A 20906-nucleotide genomic window follows, 5' to 3' on the forward strand; every position below is an offset into this window, starting at 1 on the left:
AAGGAGGCGCTTGAAATTGGAAAGAAGAGTGTTAATTGTTGATGATGAGCGGGAAATTGCCGATCTTATAGAGATCTATTTGAAAAATGAAGGGTTTATTACCGAAAAGGCGTATGACGGGGAGCAGGCGCTGCTTGCATATGCGCGAGATCCGTTTGATTTAGTCATCTTAGACATTATGATGCCGAATATGGATGGGCTGGAAGCTACGAGGCGGCTCAGGCGCGATCAATCGGTTCCTATTCTAATGCTCAGTGCAAAAGCAGAGGATATGGACAAAATAATGGGGCTGATGACCGGCGCGGACGATTATATGATCAAGCCGTTTAATCCGCTTGAGCTTGTGGCTAGGGTACGCTCTTTATTAAGAAGATCCTATCAGTACAGCGGTCAAGCAAGTGCAAATAACGGAGCGCGACTAGATAAGGAGCTTCGACTTGGTCCGCTGCGGATCGATAAGCTGAGCCATACGGCTGAAATAGACGGCAATCCGCTGCATCTGACTTCTACCGAGTTCGGCATTTTGCATTTGCTCGCTGGCCAGCCTGGCCGCGTGTTTAGTGCGGAGGATATTTTCCAGCAGGTGTGGAAAGAAAAATATTTTGATTCCAACAATACGGTAATGGTCCACATCAGCAAGCTCAGAGATAAGCTGGAGAAGGAGCTTGGTGATAAGATGATCATCACGGTCTGGGGGGTTGGCTATAAAATTGAAGGATAACATCGCATTGAAGCTTGTCTTCCGTTCGCTGCTGAATATAGTGATAAGCGCCGTGCTAGCAGCCTTTTCACTGTATATCCTATTAGGGTTCGGAATGTGGCTTATCGATAATGTAAGGCCAATGAGAGTTTTATATCAATTCATTGATTCTAGGTTTGATCGACAGCTTGTGTATGGTGCTGCGGGCATTGTAATGTCTCTTTTTTACTACATCATTCTCCAGTGGAGCTTATTTCATTATCTCGGTCAAATGAATAAGACGGTTCGCCGCATTGCTGACGGTACCTATGATATGGATTACAAAATCGAAGTGCGGAAAAGAAATATATTTGGTCCTATGGCAGCCAATATGAACAGCTTGGCAGGAAGGCTCCATCATGCGCTAGTGGAAGAGCGGAAGGCAGAGCAAACCAAAAACGAATTGATTACTAACGTTTCCCATGATTTGCGTACACCTTTAACGTCAGTGCTTGGCTATTTGGGACTGATTGAGCAGGATCGTTATCGAGACGAGGTGGAGCTGCGTCACTATGTTCAAATCGCTTATGAAAAATCGATGAGGCTGAATGTCCTCATTAATGATCTTTTTGAATATACGAGAATGAGGCATGATACGACTGCGCTTAAAGTAACGAATTTTAATTTAATCGAAATGCTCGGCCAGCTGCTCGTGCAGTTTCGGTTGCCGCTGGAGGAAGCGGGAATGCAGAGCAAGCTGGTGACGGATAAAACGTCAGTCATGATCAAGGGAGATGCAGCCAAGCTTGTGCGAGTATTCGAGAACTTGATCGTGAATGCCATGAATTACGGCAGAGACGGCAAACAAGTTGTTGTGACTGTTCATTTGGAGGGCAGTGCAGCCGTTGTCGAGGTTATTAATTTTGGTGAACCGATTCCAATGATGGACATTCCACATATTTTTGAACGATTTTATCGCGTAGACAAATCAAGAACACAGTGGTCAGGAGGTTCCGGCTTAGGGCTTGCCATTGCCAAAGGCATCGTTGAAAAGCATGAAGGTACGATTTCGGTGACGAGTGATTCGGAGCAAACGGCATTCCGTATAACATTGCCGATATTAATTAATAATTAAGGGTTTCTTATGGTTTGTTTACGGTCTCCTTAAACTAACTCTCCTATACTTGGTTGTATAGAAGTGACAGTGAAAGGGGATCGTTTTTTATGCAGCAAGAAACGTATGGAAGAAAACGTGGAGGCACAGTCTTGTGGCTTCTAACCGCAATTGGAGTGATCATCAGCGTCTTTTACGTCATATCATTAAAAGGCAGCCCATCTAGAGCGGATTTGCAATTGGATTCTAGCTCGGCTATTTTAATAGATCTCAATACAGGGGAAGTGCTCTACGAAAAAAATGCAAATGAAGCGCTGCCGCCTGCAAGCATGTCGAAGCTGATGACAGAGCTTATCATATTAGATCTCACAAGTGAAGGTACGCTTGATTGGAAAGAACAAGTGAAAACCAGCGCTTATGCTGCGGAGGTACCGGGATCCCAAATAGGCTTTTCGGCAGGGGAGACTTATACGGTTAGAGAGTTTTTTGAAGCGATGGCTATTCATTCCGCGAATGATGCGGCAGTGGCGCTTGCAGAGCATGTTAGCGGCAGTGAGGCTGCATTTGTTCAATTAATGAATAATCGGGCTGCTAAGCTGGACTTGTCCAAAGAAACCGTCTTTGCGAATGCAACGGGGCTTAGCCATGAGGATCTGGTTCCGTTTGAAGCTGCTTCCTCGGAGAGGGATACTATGATGTCAGCTAAGGATACTGCAACACTAGCTGCTTATTTACTGAAGAAATATCCTGAGGTGGTCGATGTTTCCAGCCGCAGCAGCGTGAAGCTTGCGAGCACCTCGCAAAGATTGAAGACGACAAACATGATGCTAAGCGGCATGCCGTATGCATTTCCGGGCAATGACGGGTTGAAAACAGGCTATACCGTGCAGGCTGGTTATTGCTTTACAGGTACAGCGAAGCAGGATGGCAAACGTCTTGTATCCGTCATTATGGGTGCGAAGACGCCAGAGCAGCGATTCACGGAAACAGGGAAGCTGTTTGAATACGGTTTTCAATTAAGCGGTTTGGAGAGCGTGATGGGGCATGTGCAAAGCAAACTTGGCTTTAAAGTAGGATGAAAAAGGTTGAGGTAATCTGTTTTTCTCGAATGATGCAGAAAATAGTCGATTATTCTCATTTGATTAGTTATGTTATTGTCATGTTAAGTCTAGGACGAGCGCGAGTCGCTTTTTCTGGACTTTTTGTTTTTGTGTCATGAAAACTAACACTAAATGATTTACGAACCGGTTTTTGCTGTTTATAATAAAACTAATACAGATAAAGAGGTGAGTATATGCAATTGACCGAACGTGAAAAAGAAAAGCTGCTCATTACGATCGCTGCAGATTTGGCAAGACGACGAATGAATCGCGGCTTGAAGCTTAATTATCCTGAAAGCATAGCGTTAATCACCTCTGAAATTATGGAAGGCGCTCGTGATGGAATGACAGTTGCACAGCTAATGGCATTTGGAACGACAATTTTGAATGCAGATCAAGTCATGACTGGCATACCGCAAATGATTCACGAGGTTCAGGTGGAAGCGACTTTCCCAGACGGAACGAAGCTTGTTACCATTCACGACCCTATAACTTGAAAACTAAATACAAAACGGCTAGGGGCATCATTTCATTTGATATAGCAAGTGGTACGTGGAACGATCAGCTTTATAGGGGAGGAGAGAATGGCCTGTGATACCTGGACAATATCGAACGGCTGACGGTGAAATTGAATTAAATGCAAGGCGAATGACGAAGCAGTTAATTGTAGTAAATACTGGAGATAGACCGGTTCAGGTAGGCTCTCATTTTCATTTTTTTGAAGTGAATCGTGCATTGAAGTTTGATCGCGAGGAAGCTTTCGGGATGCGCCTTCATATCGCAGCAGGTACAGCGGTTCGTTTCGAGCCTGGTGAGGAGAAGCCTATAACCGTTGTTGAGCTGGGTGGTACAAAGCTGTCTTATGGACTTAATGGTCTCAGCCAAGGGAAAGCGGAGAATGGCAGGATGCCAGATGTTGTTCGCGAACGGCTTGCGGCTTGGGAGGGCGAAGGTAAATGACTAAGATGGATCGACGCAGCTATGCGGCCATGTTTGGCCCTACAACGGGTGATGCCATTCGGCTGGCAGATACGGAGCTATGGGCACAGATTGAACATGATTACACGGTGTATGGCGACGAATGCAAATTCGGCGGCGGCAAGGTTATACGCGATGGGATGGGGCAGTCGAGCGGCGCGCAGCGTGATGAGGGTGTGCTGGATACATTGATTACGAATGCGGTTATTATCGATCATTCCGGCATTGTGAAAGCGGATATCGGCCTAAAGGATGGATTTATCGTTGGCATCGGCAAAGCCGGCAATCCAGACATTATGGACGGCGTGCACCCGAATATGATTGTTGGCGCAAGTACCGAGGTTATTGCCGGTGAAGGAAAGATTGTAACTGCAGGAGCCATTGATTCGCATATTCATTTTATTTGTCCGCAGCAAATTGAAACGGCGCTCTCCTCGGGCGTCACGACGATGATCGGCGGCGGAACAGGTCCGGCAACAGGAACCAATGCAACCACGGTAACACCTGGCGCGTGGCATATGCGGCGCATGCTGGAGGCAGCCGAACATTTTCCGATGAATATCGGCTTTACGGGTAAAGGCAATGCTTCGTTCACCGCTCCGCTCATTGAGCAAATTGAAGCGGGAGCCATCGGGCTTAAGCTGCATGAGGACTGGGGAACAACACCAGCAGCAATTGACGCTTGCTTGCAAGCCGCAGATCAGTATGACATTCAAGTTGCTATCCACAGCGATACGCTGAATGAGGCAGGTTTTGTTGAGGATACGCTTGCGGCCATTGGCGGAAGAACGATTCATACTTATCATACCGAGGGCGCGGGCGGCGGTCATGCCCCAGACATCATCATCGCGGCGGGTGAGATGAATGTTTTGCCTTCATCCACGAACCCTACTCGTCCTTTTACAATTAATACGATAGAAGAACATTTGGATATGCTGATGGTTTGCCACCATTTGGACAGCAGCATTCCTGAGGACGTTGCATTCGCTGATTCTCGGATTAGGCCGGAGACGATTGCAGCGGAAGATATTTTGCATGATATGGGAGTATTCAGCATGATTAGCTCCGATTCGCAGGCGATGGGGCGCGTAGGAGAAGTTATTATCCGTACATGGCAAACGGCAGACAAGATGAAAAAGCAGCGAGGACCGCTCCTTCCGGACAATGAACAGCATGATAACTTCCGTATTAAGCGCTACATTGCCAAATATACGATTAATCCTGCGATCACGCATGGTGTCTCTCATCTGGTAGGCTCGCTGGAAGCCGGTAAATTCGCCGATCTTGTCATTTGGAATCCAATGTTTTTTGGCGTCAAGCCGGATCTCGTCCTGAAGGGCGGGAGCATCGCATTTGCGCAGATGGGTGATCCAAACGCTTCCATCCCGACACCGCAGCCTGTGTTCGGTCGGCCTATGTTCGCTTCCTTCGGGAAGCTGGTGTTTAGCAGCTCGATTACTTTTGTATCTCAGGCAGCCTATGATCTCGGGGTTGCGAAGGAGCTCGGACTGCAGAAACGTATTGAACCTGTAAAAGGCTGCCGCAGCGTAACGAAGAAGGATATGATCCACAATGATGCAACGCCTAAGCTTGAGGTGGACGCGGAAACGTATCATGTTCTGGTAGATGGCGAGCATGTGACCTGCGAGCCAGCTGAGGTGCTGCCAATGGCGCAGCGTTATTTCTTATTTTAGCTGCACGCTGCGGCCATGGAGGACAGGAGGGCGAGCGAAAAATTGAATAATGATATGAAATGGCTGGCTATGCAGCAGCTGCTCGATTCAGCGCTGCCGATCGGCGGCTTCTCGCATTCGTTCGGACTTGAGACCATGGTTCAAGATGGCCGTATGAATCGTTCTGCTCAGCTCTATGATTATGCCTCAGCCATGCTTATGCAAAGCTGGGCAAGCTCGGATGCGATGGTGATCAAGGCCGTATATAGGGATGCGCCAAAAGGGAATTGGGAAAAGGTGTGGGCGATTGAGCGGATTGTTCATTTGCAAAGGGTCGCATCAGAAACACGCAGCGGCGTAGAGAAAATAGGACGGCGGCTGCTTCAGCTTGCAGCAGCTATACATCCGCAGCTGGATTGGTCGCCTTTACTGGAAGCAATGAAGGCAGGGAATTGTTTTGCTTCCCATCCTCTCTCGCACGGCTATGCCTGCTGGGTGCTTGGCATATCGGAGGAGAAAGCGATCCAAGGCTATTTGTATACTTGCATCGTAACTTGCGTCAACAGCGCTCTGCGGCTGATGTCGATGGGACAGACGGAGGGCCAATCGTTGATCGCAAGGCTTATACCGCTAACAGCAGACGCTTTGGAAATCGTGCGTGCGATGGAGCCGGAACAAGCCTATTCTAATATGCCAATGGCGGAGATGGCGATGATGCGCCACGAGAGGTTATATTCGCGATTATTTATGTCTTAATTATAAATTAATGGAGGAATGAAAAATGTGCCAAGGACAAGGACATACGCATCAGGAATGGGAAAGCCCGGCAATAGACAGCTCAAGGCCGATCCGAATCGGTATCGGGGGACCAGTAGGCTCAGGAAAAACAGCGCTTGTTGAACGATTAACGCGAGAGCTTCATACCAAATACAGCCTCGCTGTCATTACGAACGATATTTACACGAAGGAAGATGCACGTATTTTGTTCAATACGGGTGTGCTGCCGGAAGAACGTATTATCGGTGTTGAAACTGGCGGGTGCCCGCATACAGCCATTCGAGAGGATGCATCGATGAATTTTGAAGCTATCGATGAGCTGGAGCGGCGTTTTGACCATCTGGATCTGATTTTCATTGAGAGCGGTGGAGATAATCTTGCAGCGGCGTTCAGTCCAGAGCTTGTCGATCGTTTTATTTATATTATCGATGTTGCCCAAGGCGAGAAGATTCCACGCAAAGGCGGACCTGGCATTATGCGCTCGGACCTGCTTGTCATTAACAAAATCGATCTTGCGCCGTATGTAGGAGCGAGTCTCGCAGTTATGGAAGCTGACACAATTAAGATGCGTGGGGAGCGTCCTTTCGTTTTCTCTAATTTGTTTGGCGGCGATGGCGTGGATGAGATTGTGAATTGGCTTACACATGAGGTAGCACATGCGCGCGGAACGGAACACTCCCATGTGATCCAGCTTACGAGCATACCTGATGACAAGCGGCACACAGCTTCCTAATGAGGCGTGAGCAAAGTAGTGCAGAGGCTGCAGCCATTCGGCACGAGGATAATGGAGTGGGAGAGGTCAGGACATCCGTACTGCGTGCAACGTTTGCCAGCCGCCTCGGTCAAACGTTAATCGGCAATAAATATCATACCGCTCCGATAAAGATTGCCAAAGCTTTTCCACTGGATGGTCAGCTGGGCGTAATCGTAATGGATGTTTCACCAGGCCTGCTCAGCGGTGACCGGTATGAGCTGGAATGGACAGCCGAGCAGCACTCTCATGTCATGATTACGAATCAATCGTATACGAAGGTGCATCCTAGTTTACCTAACAGTGACTCTTCGATGCAGCAGTTGTTCGAGCTAGAGACAGATGCAGTCGTCGAGCATATGCCGGAGCCCATTATGCTATATAAGGAAGCAGCCTTTCGAAACGATACTCAGGTTCGACTGCAAAAAGGGTCCGCTTGGCTGCAAGCCGACGTCCTTTGTCCAGGTCGCACGCTTCGCGGCGAACGCTTCGACTATCGCTCATACAGCAATTCATTAACCGTTCATTATGGTGAAGAGCTTATCTTCTCGCAGCGTCAGCGAGTAGTGCCAGGCAGTCAAGTTATAACTGCGCCTGGCAGCTGGGATGAGATGACGCACTGGGCTACCTTTTATATGTTCAGTGATCGTGTCAACAGCAGCCATCTGGAGCAGCTTCAGGAGAAGCTGGACAGCTTCGAAGCTCCAGAGGCTCATAAAGTAATTGGCGGGGCGTCTATGACCTATCGTTACGGTGTTGCGGTGTCCGCAGCCTCAACAGCAGCATGGCCGCTGCAGCAATTAATGCAAGAGCTGTGGCAGACTGCGCGAATGGGACTGCTTGGCAAGCCGCCGCTGCGATTTTTGCAAGGATAGATCAAGCAGTTTTATACTTTTTCTGAAAAAAAGGTCAACCTGCAACCTTGGGTTGGTCTTTTTGTGCTAAATCAAAAAGGTTTCATATTTATTTCGTGCAGAACGTTAGTTAAACAAAGGAAGGGAAGGTATAATATGAACAACAGTATGGATTAAAGAAAGTAGATAGGTTGGTGATCAATTGGAAGCTTCAAATATGGAAAGACAAGAGTTAATGAGGCGGCTGGACGAATCATTTCGTCAAGTGAGAAGACAAATAAACACCGAATGGCACACCTATAATGTGCATGGCTTAGGCATGACCCATGGGAAAATGTTAATTATTTTAGGGAAATCAGGACCACAGAAAGCATCAGCTTTGGCTGAGCAACTGCTCATCACTAGTGGGGGAGTTACTGGAATTGCTGATCGTTTGATAGAGCTCGGGTATGTGAAGCGCGAACGCGGCGAGAAGGATCGGCGTGTCGTGATGCTCGAAATTACGGAAGAGGGTTTGGAAATCATCCATTTAATTGAGACGATACGCTCGAAGCTGATGCTTAAGCTGTTCGATGGCATGTCGATAGCAGATATGGAGCAAGGTGTTCAGTTGTTTGAGCAAATGAGTCGTAATATGGAATCGGATGTTACAAATTCGTGACTAATTTCATATTTCATTATTATTATGGATGAATTTAGTGTAGAATAAACTAGAAATTTGTCGAATCGAAAAAGATTGACAAAATCCGATAAAACAACTAGGATTAAAAGGAATTAATACATTCAATTGTTTAGGGGAGATTACGATGAAAAAGGTTTTTGCTTTGGCAGTATCGTTGTTTCTAATGGTTGCGATTGTTGCAGCTTGCGGATCTAACAAAAATGAACCAGGAAACGCAGCGAATAACGGTGCAGGCGACAAAGCGGACAAGAAAAAAATCGCTCTTGTATTGCCCGAAAAAATTGGCGTTAACAAGTTTTTTGTATTGATGGATGAAGGCTTCAAAAAAGCAGGCTCCGAATTTGGCGCTGAAGTGAAAACAATTGAGTCCACTGACCCAGCGGGCTTTGAACAGAATCTTCGTGCAACTGTAGCTGAAGATTACGACTTGATTATTACAGCAACATTCCAAGCAGAAGATGCACTTAAAAAAGTGGCTGCTGAAAATCCGGACAAGTCTTTTGCAGTTATCGATACTGTAGTTGATCTTCCGAACGTTCGCAGCGTTAACTTCCGCGAGCATGAAGCTTCCTACTTGATGGGAGCACTTGCAGGTCTTGCAACTAAAACAAATATTGTGGGTGCAGTCGTTGCAATGGACGCTCCACTTCTTAGCAAATATACATCAGGATTTGAACAAGGTCTGAAAAGCACAAATCCAGATGCGCAATTCCTTATCAACTATGTAGGCAGCTTCACGGATCCAGTTAAAGGTAAAGAGCTTGCGCTTCTTCAACAGTCCAAAGGCGCTGACTTTATCGCAGGTATGGCAGCAGTTGGCGACAATGGTGTGTTTGACGCAGCGAAAGAAAAAGGCTTCTTCACTTCAGGTCAAGATACAGACCGTACGGATGAAGATCCAGAGCATATCGTGCTTTCACAATTGAAAGGTACGGATGCAGTTGCTTACGAAACAGTGAAAAGCTTCGTTGATGGCAGCTTTGCATTCGGCGTTGCAGACTACGGCTTGAAAGAAGACGGCGTAGGCTTGACTTTCGTTACAAGAGACAGCAAATCAACGCTTAGCCCGTTTATTGGCCAAGAAAATGTTGATAAAGTAAAAGCTATCGCAGAAGACATTAAATCTGGTAAAATCGTAGTAGTTAATCCGCTAGCTCAATAGTACAACAGGCCGGCTGCTACCCATGCAGCCGGTTTGCTTGTTGCCTAGAAGCTTCCTCTGTAATCGAGGGAGCGGTTTTTTTGTTTATATCGGGATTGAAAGGGGAGAGCTTTTGTATGTTGCTGCAAATGGACAGCATTACGAAGTCATATGGGAGCGTAACCGCAAATAGCAATGTTCAGTTTTCGCTGCAAAAAGGAGAAATTCATGCCTTAGTAGGTGAAAACGGTGCAGGAAAAACGACGTTAATGCGTATTCTGTACGGGATGGAAAGTCCAACTAGCGGTGAAATTCGCATTGACGGCAAGCCGGTTTCGTTCGGGAACCCAGCTGATGCGATTAAGCATAAGATTGGAATGGTTCATCAGCATTTCATGTTATTCCCGACGTTTACGATTGCCGAAAATATCGTTATTGGGCGCGAGCCCTCCAAAGGGGTAGGTTTTGACCGTAAGGCAGCTGCCACAGAGGTGGAAAGAATCGGCAAGCTTTATGGCATGCCGGTAGACCCTTGGAAGAAAGTTGCAGATTGCTCGCTTGGCATGCAGCAGCGCGTTGAAATATTGAAAGTGCTCTATCAGGGCGCTGAAGTTATTATTTTGGATGAGCCGACTGGCGTCTTAACGCCGCTCGAAGTGAAAGAGCTGCTTATTGCGATTAAAGGATTAGCCGCGCAGGGCAAAAGCTTTATTCTTATTAGTCATAAGCTGCAAGAAATTATGGAAGTTGCTGACCGCGTTACCGTCCTTCGAGATGGCAAGGTGACGGGAACAGTCGAAGCGAAAGACACGAATGCGGAACATTTGTCACGGCTTATGGTAGGCCGGGATTTAGTACATATATCACGAAATAAGGTGAGCAGAGGCAAGCCTGTTCTTGAAGTATCGAATGTTTCTATTCCAGGTGTCAAAGCGAAGCCGCTGCTTAGCGATATTAGCCTTCATGTCAATGGGGGCGAAATTGTGGGGATCGCGGGTATTTCAGGCAATGGTCAATCTGAGTTATTGCAGACGATATCCGGATTAATGAAACCCGGAGCCGGCATAATCAAGTTGCTGGGTAAAGATGTGACCGGAGCGCCAGTTGGCGATATTCGGGAAAGCGGGCTTGCCCATATTCCTGAGGACCGTTACCAGTGGGGCGTTGCGAAGGATGCGACCGTTACCGAGAATGGCTTGATGGGACATGCAGACAAGCATCAAAAACTTGGTGTATTGAATGGGACGAGCATTCGTCAGATGGTAGGCGAGTGGGTGACACGCTTTGGGATAAAAACGGGCTCTTTATCTACGAAAGCTCAGTATTTGTCAGGCGGTAACCTACAGAAGCTTATCGTTGCACGGGAACTTGCGCAGAAGACGCCGTTTCTTATTGCAGCGGAGCCAACGCGAGGCGTTGACGTCGGCGCGATGGAAATTATACATGGCGAGCTTCTAAAGAAGCGTGATGAAGGCGGAGCAATATTGCTTGTTTCATCAGAGCTGACTGAAATTTTGAAGCTGTCTGATCGAGTATTGGTCATGTATGAAGGTAAGATCGTTGGGGAACTGGACGCTGACAAAGCTACAGAAGAGCAAATTAGTTTGTTAATGGCGGGAGGAAAAGCGGTTGGATAAGCTGGTACAATTCGGACGTTCGCTGTTACAGCCGCTTTTGGCTGTTATCATTGGTTTAGCAGCGGGTGCGATTGCCATTGTTATCGTCGGAGGCTCCGTAATGGATACATACGCGGAAATGTGGAAGGGCGCCTTCGGCAGCTTTTATTTTTTTACGAATACGCTCAGTAGAGCTACGCCTATTATCCTTATTGGTCTAGGGGTGGCGCTGGCATTCCGTGCTGGATTTTTTAATATGGGCTCAGAAGGCCAAATGGTATTAGGCGCTCTAAGCGCAGCGGTAACGGCAATCTATTTGCCGGGGCCAGGTTGGTTTAAGCTCGTAGCTGCTATTATAGCTGGAATTATTTCCGGGGGAATATGGTCGGCATTCGCAGGATGGCTCGATGCTAGATTTCGAATGAATCTGCTCATAACCACATTATTGCTAAATTATATTGCTACGTTATTTGCAGGGTATATCGTATCTTATCCGCTCAAGGATCGTACAGGCTCTGCTGCAATGGCTCAGACGGTTATGCTTGATCAAAGCGTATGGCTGCCGAAGCTGTTTAAAGGAATGAGCCTTCATGGCGGTTTTATTATCGCTGTAGTCGGAGCAATATTGCTGTTCTTGTTCATGCGCTATACCGTTAAGGGTTATGAAATTAGAATGCTTGGCGGCAATCCTTTGTTTGCAAGCTATGGCGGCGTGCAGCGTGGAAAAATGATGCTTATCAGCATGTTCGTCAGCGGAGGTTTTGCTGGACTTGCTGGCTCCGTTGAAGTGCTTGGCACGCAGTACCGCTATTTGGACGGTGCTTTGACTTCTCCAGGTTACGCATGGTCGGGCATCATGGCAACATTGCTTGCCGGATCGCATCCGCTAGGTACAGCTGTAGCTGCGATTTTGCTTGCTGCACTGCAGACCGGCGGTATGGGTATGGAGCGGAATACAGATGTTCCGCTGGAGGTATCAAGCATTATTCAAGCGGTGCTCATTTTGTTCGTTTCTGCTAAATTCACATATTCGTTCATTAAACGCAGGAAGGCGAGGTCATAAGTATGGATTTTTTATTAGATGTCTCGCTGTATGCCTCGACGCTTCGTATGGTTACACCAATTCTGCTTGCGGCACTCGGCGGCGCAATATGCGCGCGTGTTGGTTTGTTTAATGTAGGCCTAGAAGGCTTAGTATTGATAGGTGCATTTTCTGGGATTGTAGGCAACCACTTCACCGGAAATGTGTTCGCAGCCGTATTGTTTGCGGTATTATGCTCACTCCTGTTTTCAGTGTTGTTCGGTTTTATGAGTATTCATCTGAAAGCGAATGTTATCGTTGTTGGTATTGCGCTTAACTTTCTGGCGCTTGGACTGACGACATTCTCACTGCGTGCGATCTTTGATGTAAAAGGCGCATACTACAATAAGGATATGATTGGTCTGCCTAAATGGGATATTCCATTGTTAAAGGATATTCCATGGTTCGGCGAGGTTTTATCCGGGCATTCCCCGCTGGTATACTTGTCCATCATTCTTGTTATTGTGCTTCAGCTGTTTTTGTTCAAAACGGTTACGGGCTTTCGCTTGCTGGCAGCTGGTGAGAATCCAACAGCAGCCAAAAGCTTAGGCATCAAGGTAACTCGCATTCAATATGGAGCAGTGCTGCTCTGCGGCGCTCTGTGCGGGTTAGCAGGCGCGCAGCTGTCACTCGGCAATGTCACCATGTTTACAGAGGGTATGACTTCTGGTAGAGGTTTCATTGCGCTCGTTGCAACGATGTTAGGCCAATCCAATCCAATCGGTGTTGCAGCATCAAGCTTGCTGTTCGGATTCATGGATGCACTCAGCATCAGGCTGCAGGGCTTCGCGCTGCCGACTCATTTTACGATGATGCTGCCTTATATCGTTACGATTCTCGCTATGTTGTTCTTTAAAGATAAAGGTTATATGCAGGAAGCTCGCAAGTCGAATGAGAGCTCCAGGTAGAGCTGAGATGCTTAATAGCTTGAAATAAGAAATGAATCAGCAAGGAATGGAATTTGGAGGTATACGAGATGCATAAAAAAGCAGAACGTCTCAAAAAAGTGACTAGCATTAAACAGACGGTGCTCGCTCCTGAGATCGCTCATCGGATTCCGCCTGGTCAAACGATGACCGAGCGTTTTCCGATTTTGCATGAGGGAGAGGTTCCTTCCTATGACATCAACACCTGGTCGCTGCGAGTATTCGGCGAGGTAGAGGAGGAGCGTATGTTCAGCTTCGAAGAGCTGCTTGCTATGCCTCAAACCCAAACGAAGTGCGACATTCATTGTGTAACGCGCTGGTCGAAGCTGGACACAGAATGGGAAGGCATTAAGTTCAAGGACTTGCTGCCTTTGCTGGGCGTTAAGCCAGATGCTAAATATGTTATGTTTCATGCAGATGAGGACTATGACACAAATGTGCCGCTTGAGGATTTGTTGCACGATAATGTGCTGCTTGCGCATCGATATGACGGTGAGCCGCTGACTGACAAGCATGGCTGGCCAATGCGGATGCTCGTTCCTCATTTGTATTTTTGGAAAAGCGCAAAGTGGATTAGAGGTATTGAGTTTATGAAAGAGGATCGCGAAGGTTTCTGGGAACGCAACGGCTTCCACAATTATGCCGATCCATTTCAAGAACAACGCTTCACGAGCGAAGAGAACTCGATGCCGGAAGACGAATGGATAACGAAGGAGTTTGATTAATCAGATGCTGCCTATACTACAAGTTAACCCAGAAGATTTGCCGGCTTACGCCATCGTATGCGGTGATCCGCGCCGTGCGGAGACGATTTCACAGAAGCTGGACAATGTAAAAGAGCTTGCATTCGCTCGCGAATATCGGACATTTGTTGGTGAATATCAAGGAGTAAGACTAGCCGTGGTAAGCCACGGCGTAGGTTCGCCAGGAGCAGCCGTATGCTTTGAGGAGCTTATCCGTGGAGGCGTTAAGACACTTATTCGTGTCGGTACAGCGGGATCTTATTCAGCAGATCACCCTGCAGGAAGCCTAATCGTCAGCACAGCGGCAGTTAGAGCGGAAGGGCTCACGCATCAGCTGGTGCCGGCAGGCTTCCCGGCTGTTGCAGACAGCGCGGTCACTGAAGCGTTGTATGCATCTGCGCTTGAGAGCGAAGGCATTGTTAAAAAAGGCATAACGGTAACGCTTGATGTCTTTTTCTCAGGAGTTGTAGACATTCCGCATCGCCAGTACAAACAAGCAGGCGCACTAGCTGTTGAAATGGAAATTGCAGCTTTGTTCGTTATCGCTACGATGCGCGGTGCACGCGCGGGAGCGATTCTCGCACTGGATGGTTATGCAGATTCTGATTTGGCGGGCGAATATGATCCGCATACAGATGTTGTAGCGAAAGCGATCGAGCGTGAGATTGAAACGGCGCTTCTTGCCGTAGTTAAGCTTGCATCCGCGTAACCATACTTGTTATTAAGTAAGGGGGGCTTCACGTGAGTGGGACGTTGTTTAAACGAGAATGGCTGAATGGAGATTTTTATCCGCATGTGTTTGCTTATTATTTTAAGCAATGGTCTGATTACGAGATGGCCTTCCACACGCATGAGGCAATCGAAATTATGTATGTCATTTCCGGAGCTTGCGGGATAGAGCTGGAAGCAGAGGCAGTCAGCCATGCATGTGAAATGACTCTCAAGAAGGGTGATTTCATTATTCTTGATGCGAATGTTCCTCACCGACTGACCGTTGACGAGCGTGGGCCCTGCCGGATGCTTAATGTTGAATTTGATTTTAGGGAACGCCCCTCGGCGTTTCCCTCTATACGGCAGCTGGCGATGGAGGACGAATTTGTGGACAGATTGATCACAGAGCCGTCCTCTTATTTGTTTTTGCGTGATCCGAATGAGGTGTATCAGGTGCTAAAGAGCCTAGTGCTTGAGCTGGACAGCCGAGGCAGGAGCGTCAATATGAAGGCAGAGCTGTTGTTTGCTCAACTGATCTTGGCGATAGCACGACTTCATAAGGAAGCTGGCGTAAAGGGTGCTAATCCGGTTGAAGCATATGTGAAGCAATCGATTGAATATATGCATCATAACTATGATAGAGATATTCAAGTAAAGGATATTGCTGCAGCGGTAAGCTTGCATCCAGGTTATTTGCATCGTGTATTTCGCGCGCAGATAGGCCAAACGTTAACAGGCTATCTAACGGAGCTCCGAATGGAGAAAGCAAAAATGCTGCTTCGTGAGACGGATATAGCAATAGCGGATATTTGTGATTACGTTGGAGTAGGAAGCAGGCAATACTTTCATGCGATGTTCAAAAAGTATACGAAGCAGACACCGATCGCTTACCGTCATTCGGTCGATACGCAAACATGGGACATCCGCTGGCAGCGCAATGAATAATACAAAGTGACGATTTCTGACACTATGAATGGCAGTTGGTCACAATATTGATAACGCTTCCGTTTTATCGTTGCTAAAATGTAGAGGAGATTAAACAAACTCTATTTAGACGATAATCGGAGGCTGATTGGCATGTCTACTTTTAAAATTGCATTTATAGGCGCAGGCTCGATTGGATTCACTCGCGGACTGCTGCGGGATTTGCTCGCTGTACAGGAGTTTCAAAACATTGAAGTTGCATTTACTGATATTAATGCACATAACCTGGAGATGGTGACTGCGCTCTGTCAGCGTGATATTCATGAGAACGGCCTGTCGATTTCCATTCAATCGACAACCGATCGGCGCGAAGCTTTGAAGGATGCGAAATACGTCATTTGTACTATTCGTGTCGGTGGTCTTGAGGCTTTCGCAACGGATGTTGATACTCCGCTCAAATACGGCGTTGACCAATGCGTTGGCGATACGCTCTGTGCTGGCGGCATTATGTATGGACAGCGGGGCATCGCTGAGATGATGAACATATGCCGTGATATCCGCGAGGTTGCTGCAAAGGATGTGCTTCTGCTCAACTACGCGAACCCGATGGCGATGATGACTTGGGCATGCAACAAGTATGGCGGTGTCCGGACGATTGGTTTATGCCATGGCGTGCAAGGCGGACACTGGCAAATAGCCGAAGCTTTTGGACTAAAGCAAGAGGAAGTCGATATTATTTGCGCGGGTATCAACCATCAGACCTGGTACATCCAAATTAAGCATAACGGTGAGGATCTAACCGGCAAGTTGCTCGAAGCATTTGAGAAACATCCAGATTTCAGCCGTACGGAAAAGGTACGCATTGATATGCTGCGCCGCTTCGGGTATTACAGTACAGAGTCTAACGGTCACTTGAGCGAGTATGTCCCTTGGTATCGGAAGCGGCCTGAAGAAATTAACGATTGGATCGATTTGAGTTCATGGATTAACGGAGAAACGGGCGGGTATCTTCGTGTATGCACGGAAGGACGCAATTGGTTCGAGACTGATTTTCCAAACTGGATGAAGGACCCTGCAAATGAATTCAAGTCGGAGCTGCGCAGTCATGAGCATGGTTCATACATCATTGAAGGACTCGAAACAGGACGGATCTACCGAGGTCACTTTAATGTGGAAAACAAAGGGGTCATAGCTAACCTGCCTAACGATGCCATCATTGAAGCGCCAGGTTATGTTGATCGCAACGGCATCTCAATGCCAATCGTGGGCGATCTGCCGCTTGGTGCCGCTGCGGTGTGTAATGTAAGCATCTCTGTGCAGCGTCTTGCTGTAGAGGCAGCCATAAATGGCGACATTAACCTGCTCAGACAAGCTTTTATGATGGACCCGCTAGTTGGCGCAGTTTGCAATCCGAAGGAAATTTGGCAGATGGTTGATGAGATGCTTGTGGCGCAGGAGCAGTGGCTGCCGCAGTATACGGATTCGATCGCAGCAGCCAAGAAACGCCTAGAGGAAGGGCCTTTGCTTCCTACGCGTGATTATAAAGGCGCAGCGCGTCTGAAGGTGAAGACGGTTGAGGAAATGCAGCAGGACCGAGATGCCGCTAATAAAAATGCAGGCGAATCGGATAAGGGAAAGGAGCGGGTTTAACGCGGAGCGTATTTCAGTTCCATTGCTTCAAGCCTAGTCCCTGGCGGCGTCCAAGCAGGCGGTCCAAATTTCTTGAGGTAGCCTAGTGTATTGAGGTAGCTCTCTACCGATTGCTCTTCATCCATCTTGCGGAAAACTTCCCAACAAGCGATAACATCATTCAGTGCACGATGACCGCCAATTAGCGGAATGCCGTAACGATCGGACATGTCTTTCAGTGTATGCGGATAAACATGCCGTGCGCGGCTAATCGTGAGTGTATCGATGAAGCTGTTCGAAAATGATCTACCCGCAATGCGAAGCAGGGAATGGTGCAGGAAACCAAGGTCGAAGGCAGCATTATGAGCAATCAAAACGTTATCGCCTAACATTCGGTTCAAAATACGGAACGCGGTGTCCTCGTCCATGCCGTAGGAGGTCATCTCATCCGTAATGCCGGTCAGCTCTGTTATTTTGGCAGACAGCTTGCCATCGTATCGTACGAGAGTACTGAATTCACTCGCTATTTCACCATTCACGCAGCGGATCGCAGCCATCTCAATTACACGATCCTTCTTCGGATCAAGGCCGCTCGTTTCAAAATCGATGACAGTATAAGAATGATTAGTCATAGTTGGTTCACCACTTTTTCTAGTTATAAGTTGCAATCGTATATGAAATAATTCGACAAAAAAGATAAATAACCTTCTATTGTAAACATAAAACGACCCATTACCAGAGCTTAGTAAGCCGGTAATGGGTCGTTTTTGCGTTGATAAATTCGTTTTGCGGACTAGTGGTTATTGCCGGATGCATTGCCTTTTTTGTCGGAAGTTTTTGTCGTTGTATTTTTGGTTGCATGACCTTGCTGCTTCGCCATGGTCGGTTCACCCCCTTCTCAATGTAATGGTTGTATTTTGTGATTTGAGGGGGGAGGCTATTCGCGATTAGGTACGATTAGTATGCTTTTGAAGCGCATGTGAAAATTAACCAGATTAAATCTGTTTAACCGCTATGTCTGCCATTTTCAAGTCGGATCGGCAAGTCTAATCATGCGAACAAGGGATATAAACAATGAATACGGTTACTTGATTGCTCCATATGGAAGAATAACGGCTATTTTGAAGGAGTGAGCGCTTTATTGAGTCGAGGGTATATGATAGCCATGTGATAAACTAAATAGAAAAGAAAGCGCTTTTCAGTTGAGAAGCAACGGGGGATGCTGCAAATGCGGACGGGGTCGAGATTTTGGAGTAAATGGAATGTAATGAAAGGTACGCCGCTTCCGCCAGAGAGCAGACTTAGCAAGGAAGCGATAACGGCTTTAATCATTCATTGCTGCTTTCAGTTTGGCGCATCGATGTCGGGTTTGTTTCTCAATTTATATTTGTGGCGGTTAACGCAGGATTTGACAGTAAACGGAATTTATAACATCATCGTTTTCATCGTGACGCCTCCGGCCTTTGCACTAGGTGGCTGGATTGCGAAGCGGCATGATCGAATGGTCACTTATCGACTAGGTATCGTCATGATTGCCATCTTTTATTTGATGGTCGTCATTGCACAAGAGCATGTGGCTCAGTATTACATATGGTTTGCTATTTTTAATGGAATCGCCGCGGGGCTTTACTGGACTGGTTATTTAGTTATTCAATATGATGTCTCAACGGAAGCGAATCGCATACGTTTTCTTGCAATCAATATGATTTTCTTTAATGCATCCGGGCTAGCAGGGCCGGCGCTTGCGGGGTTTATTATTCAGCGAAGCGAGGGACTGCAGGGTTACATCATTATTTTCACGCTTGCCTTCATTATGTTTCTTATCGCAGCGATCGTCAGCTTCCGCATTCCGATGATTAAGTCGCATCACAAAGCCTATTATTTAAAATTCATGGGACTGGTGATGCGTAAGAACCGTCGCTGGCTGAAGGCATTGTACAGCTTTTTTGTATTAGGTCTATTTCAGGGTATTATGCTCTTCCTGCCCAATATTATGCTGTATCAGACGGTTGGGCGTGAGGATTGGGTAGGTTACTTAGGTGTTTTCTTCTCCTCGCTTACGGTAGCGACGGGGTATGTCATTTCAAGAAAAGCACAGAAGGAGCAAGTACGCAAATATGTGCTCCTGTCTACAACGGGGGTAGCCATCGGTTCATCGCTGCTGCTCATTCAAGTGGAATTTTGGTCGGTTGCCTTATTTATGATTTTGTTCTCGATATGCAATCCACTTGCCGTCAATACGCTTACTTCCTATTATTATCGCTTAATCGGGACATTGCCTCTTAAAGGGCAGCTGCGAGTAGAATCCGTTGTTATGCGGGAGCTTTTTCTAAATGCGGGCAGGGTGCTTTCTATTTGCTTGCTCATTATACTTGCTAAAGATCTGCAATCTGTATGGATGCCGATTGTACTGTTTGCCATGGCGGTATTGCAATACATATCGGTATTGCTCATTAAAGAGAAGCTAAACTCGGAGCAAAATTAACGAAAAGAAGGTAGTATTAATTATCTTGGAAGAAGAGCCTCGACCGTGGGATGACTTGGTTGGGGCTTTTTGCCGTGAAGTTCAGAAGCAGTCTGTTAAATCGTAAAAAAATATTAAGATAATCTTTATGAAATCTTAACGGTTACATTAAGCTCGCTTTAGGCGTCTTCCTTATACTAAGTAGAGTGCAGGGTATCGTACAGGTACCAAGGCAGAAGGAGATGTCACAAAGCTATGACAACAAAAAATCCCGTTATTGATATAAGACAAATATCCAAAATATACGGAAGCAATAAGGCGAATCAGGTTTATGCGCTGAACAATATTTCGTTCACGATGCAAGAAGGAGAGTTCATCGGCATTATGGGAGCTTCCGGTTCGGGCAAAACCACACTGCTCAACGTAATCTCGACGCTGGATAATCCAACAGAGGGTACGATTTCAATTGCTGGAACAGATATTACACGAATGAAAGCCCGTGAGCTTTCGGATTTCCGGGCGCAGAGGCTTGGGTTTATTTTTCAAGATTTTAATCTGCTCGACAATCTGACAGTCTATGAGAATATCGCACTTCCCTTGTCCTTGCAGGACGTCCCTGCTGGCGAGATCCGAATCAAAGTGCGTCAAGTAATGGACAATCTTGGTATTACAGCGCTAGCCGAACAATATCCAGCGATGATCTCAGGAGGGCAGCGGCAGCGAACAGCTGCGGCGCGCGCCATCGTTCATGAGCCTGCTTTGCTGCTGGGTGACGAGCCGACAGGCTCGCTTGATTTGAAAAATGCGGTTAGTCTGCTCGAGACGATGAAGCGTCTAAACGAGGAACAGCGAATATCGATTCTCATGGTGACTCATGACGCGTTCAGTGCAAGCTATTGCGGAAGAATTTTATTTATACAGGATGGTCAGCTTGTGAAAGAGCTGTACCGCACGGGCAGCCGTGAATCCTTTTATAAGCAAATTTTGGACGTGCTCGGCGATTATGGCTCGGCAGCTGCCGCTGCTGCATCCGATGAAACTTACGAATCGGAAAGGCAGTGAG

Annotated in this window: 21 protein-coding genes; 20 read left to right on the forward strand and 1 reads right to left on the reverse strand. The window is 47.0% G+C overall.

Annotated features, from left to right (window positions below; translation table 11 throughout):
* Nucleotides 1-16: 16 nt before the first annotated feature.
* The 18 genes from ACIFSR_RS13525 to ACIFSR_RS13610 all read left to right on the forward strand — a co-directional run bounded on the left by ACIFSR_RS13525 (nt 17) and on the right by ACIFSR_RS13610 (nt 17400).
* Nucleotides 17-721: a response regulator transcription factor gene (locus ACIFSR_RS13525; protein ID WP_339207922.1), complete on the forward strand. Its 705-nt coding sequence runs from the start codon at nt 17-19 to the stop codon at nt 719-721.
* Nucleotides 711-1814, forward strand: coding sequence for a sensor histidine kinase (locus tag ACIFSR_RS13530; protein WP_430057790.1), 1104 nt, complete (start codon nt 711-713; stop codon nt 1812-1814). Before ACIFSR_RS13525 ends, ACIFSR_RS13530 begins: the two co-directional genes overlap by 11 nt.
* 89 nt (nt 1815-1903) lie before the next feature.
* On the forward strand, nt 1904-2872 hold the full coding sequence (locus tag ACIFSR_RS13535; RefSeq protein ID WP_430057792.1) for a D-alanyl-D-alanine carboxypeptidase family protein: 969 nt from the start codon (nt 1904-1906) through the stop codon (nt 2870-2872).
* Between the two features lie 215 nt (nt 2873-3087).
* Nucleotides 3088-3390, forward strand: coding sequence for an urease subunit gamma (locus ACIFSR_RS13540; RefSeq protein WP_339207926.1), 303 nt, complete (start codon nt 3088-3090; stop codon nt 3388-3390).
* 94 nt (nt 3391-3484) lie between these two features.
* Nucleotides 3485-3853: an urease subunit beta gene (locus ACIFSR_RS13545; protein ID WP_430057794.1), complete on the forward strand. Its 369-nt coding sequence runs from the start codon at nt 3485-3487 to the stop codon at nt 3851-3853.
* Complete coding sequence (ureC, locus tag ACIFSR_RS13550; RefSeq protein WP_430057796.1) at nt 3850-5565, forward strand: urease subunit alpha; 1716 nt, start codon at nt 3850-3852, stop codon at nt 5563-5565. Before ACIFSR_RS13545 ends, ureC begins: the two co-directional genes overlap by 4 nt.
* 42 nt (nt 5566-5607) lie before the next feature.
* Nucleotides 5608-6300, forward strand: a complete 693-nt coding sequence (locus ACIFSR_RS13555; protein ID WP_430057798.1) for an urease accessory protein UreF — start codon at nt 5608-5610, stop codon at nt 6298-6300.
* 25 nt (nt 6301-6325) lie between these two features.
* Nucleotides 6326-7054 carry an urease accessory protein UreG gene (gene ureG / locus ACIFSR_RS13560; protein ID WP_339207932.1) on the forward strand — a complete coding sequence of 243 codons (729 nt, stop codon included), beginning with the start codon at nt 6326-6328 and terminating at the stop codon, nt 7052-7054.
* A gap of 56 nt (nt 7055-7110) precedes the next feature.
* Nucleotides 7111-7947: an urease accessory protein UreD gene (locus tag ACIFSR_RS13565; RefSeq protein WP_430057800.1), complete on the forward strand. Its 837-nt coding sequence runs from the start codon at nt 7111-7113 to the stop codon at nt 7945-7947.
* A gap of 196 nt (nt 7948-8143) precedes the next feature.
* Nucleotides 8144-8587, forward strand: coding sequence for a MarR family winged helix-turn-helix transcriptional regulator (locus ACIFSR_RS13570; RefSeq protein ID WP_076270801.1), 444 nt, complete (start codon nt 8144-8146; stop codon nt 8585-8587).
* A 145-nt stretch (nt 8588-8732) separates the two neighbouring features.
* Entirely contained in the window at nt 8733-9770 is a 1038-nt protein-coding gene (locus ACIFSR_RS13575) for a BMP family lipoprotein (RefSeq protein WP_339207934.1), read from the forward strand.
* Between the two features lie 116 nt (nt 9771-9886).
* Nucleotides 9887-11386, forward strand: a complete 1500-nt coding sequence (locus tag ACIFSR_RS13580; protein ID WP_339207935.1) for an ABC transporter ATP-binding protein — start codon at nt 9887-9889, stop codon at nt 11384-11386.
* On the forward strand, nt 11379-12428 hold the full coding sequence (locus ACIFSR_RS13585; protein ID WP_339207936.1) for an ABC transporter permease: 1050 nt from the start codon (nt 11379-11381) through the stop codon (nt 12426-12428). Before ACIFSR_RS13580 ends, ACIFSR_RS13585 begins: the two co-directional genes overlap by 8 nt.
* A gap of 2 nt (nt 12429-12430) precedes the next feature.
* Nucleotides 12431-13354, forward strand: a complete 924-nt coding sequence (locus tag ACIFSR_RS13590; protein ID WP_076270797.1) for an ABC transporter permease — start codon at nt 12431-12433, stop codon at nt 13352-13354.
* Between the two features lie 68 nt (nt 13355-13422).
* Complete coding sequence (locus ACIFSR_RS13595; RefSeq protein WP_430057802.1) at nt 13423-14097, forward strand: sulfite oxidase-like oxidoreductase; 675 nt, start codon at nt 13423-13425, stop codon at nt 14095-14097.
* 4 nt (nt 14098-14101) lie between these two features.
* On the forward strand, nt 14102-14824 hold the full coding sequence (locus ACIFSR_RS13600) for a nucleoside phosphorylase (RefSeq protein ID WP_076270795.1): 723 nt from the start codon (nt 14102-14104) through the stop codon (nt 14822-14824).
* 32 nt (nt 14825-14856) lie between these two features.
* A complete protein-coding gene (locus ACIFSR_RS13605; protein ID WP_430057804.1) occupies nt 14857-15771 on the forward strand; it encodes an AraC family transcriptional regulator in 915 nt (304 codons plus the stop codon).
* A 132-nt stretch (nt 15772-15903) separates the two neighbouring features.
* Nucleotides 15904-17400 (forward strand): alpha-glucosidase/alpha-galactosidase, encoded by a 1497-nt coding sequence (locus ACIFSR_RS13610; RefSeq protein WP_430057806.1) that lies wholly within the window; start codon nt 15904-15906, stop codon nt 17398-17400.
* Here ACIFSR_RS13610 and ACIFSR_RS13615 read toward each other — a convergent pair.
* On the reverse strand, nt 17397-18011 hold the full coding sequence (locus ACIFSR_RS13615) for a 3'-5' exonuclease (protein ID WP_339207942.1): 615 nt from the start codon (nt 18009-18011) through the stop codon (nt 17397-17399). The two genes, ACIFSR_RS13610 and ACIFSR_RS13615, sit on opposite strands and share 4 nt — an antisense overlap.
* 596 nt (nt 18012-18607) lie before the next feature.
* On the opposite strand from ACIFSR_RS13615, the gene ACIFSR_RS13620 reads away from it, so the two are divergent.
* Together ACIFSR_RS13620 and ACIFSR_RS13625 are read left to right on the forward strand one after the other, a co-directional pair.
* The gene (locus tag ACIFSR_RS13620; RefSeq protein ID WP_430057807.1) at nt 18608-19864 is read left to right on the forward strand and encodes an MFS transporter; all 1257 of its coding nucleotides are present in this window, start codon (nt 18608-18610) and stop codon (nt 19862-19864) included.
* Between the two features lie 234 nt (nt 19865-20098).
* Nucleotides 20099-20905, forward strand: a complete 807-nt coding sequence (locus ACIFSR_RS13625) for an ABC transporter ATP-binding protein (RefSeq protein WP_076270790.1) — start codon at nt 20099-20101, stop codon at nt 20903-20905.
* Nucleotide 20906 lies beyond the last annotated feature (1 nt).

The organism is Paenibacillus sp. NRS-1760 (assembly GCF_050467785.1).
Taxonomy (GTDB): Bacteria; Bacillota; Bacilli; order Paenibacillales; family Paenibacillaceae; genus Pristimantibacillus.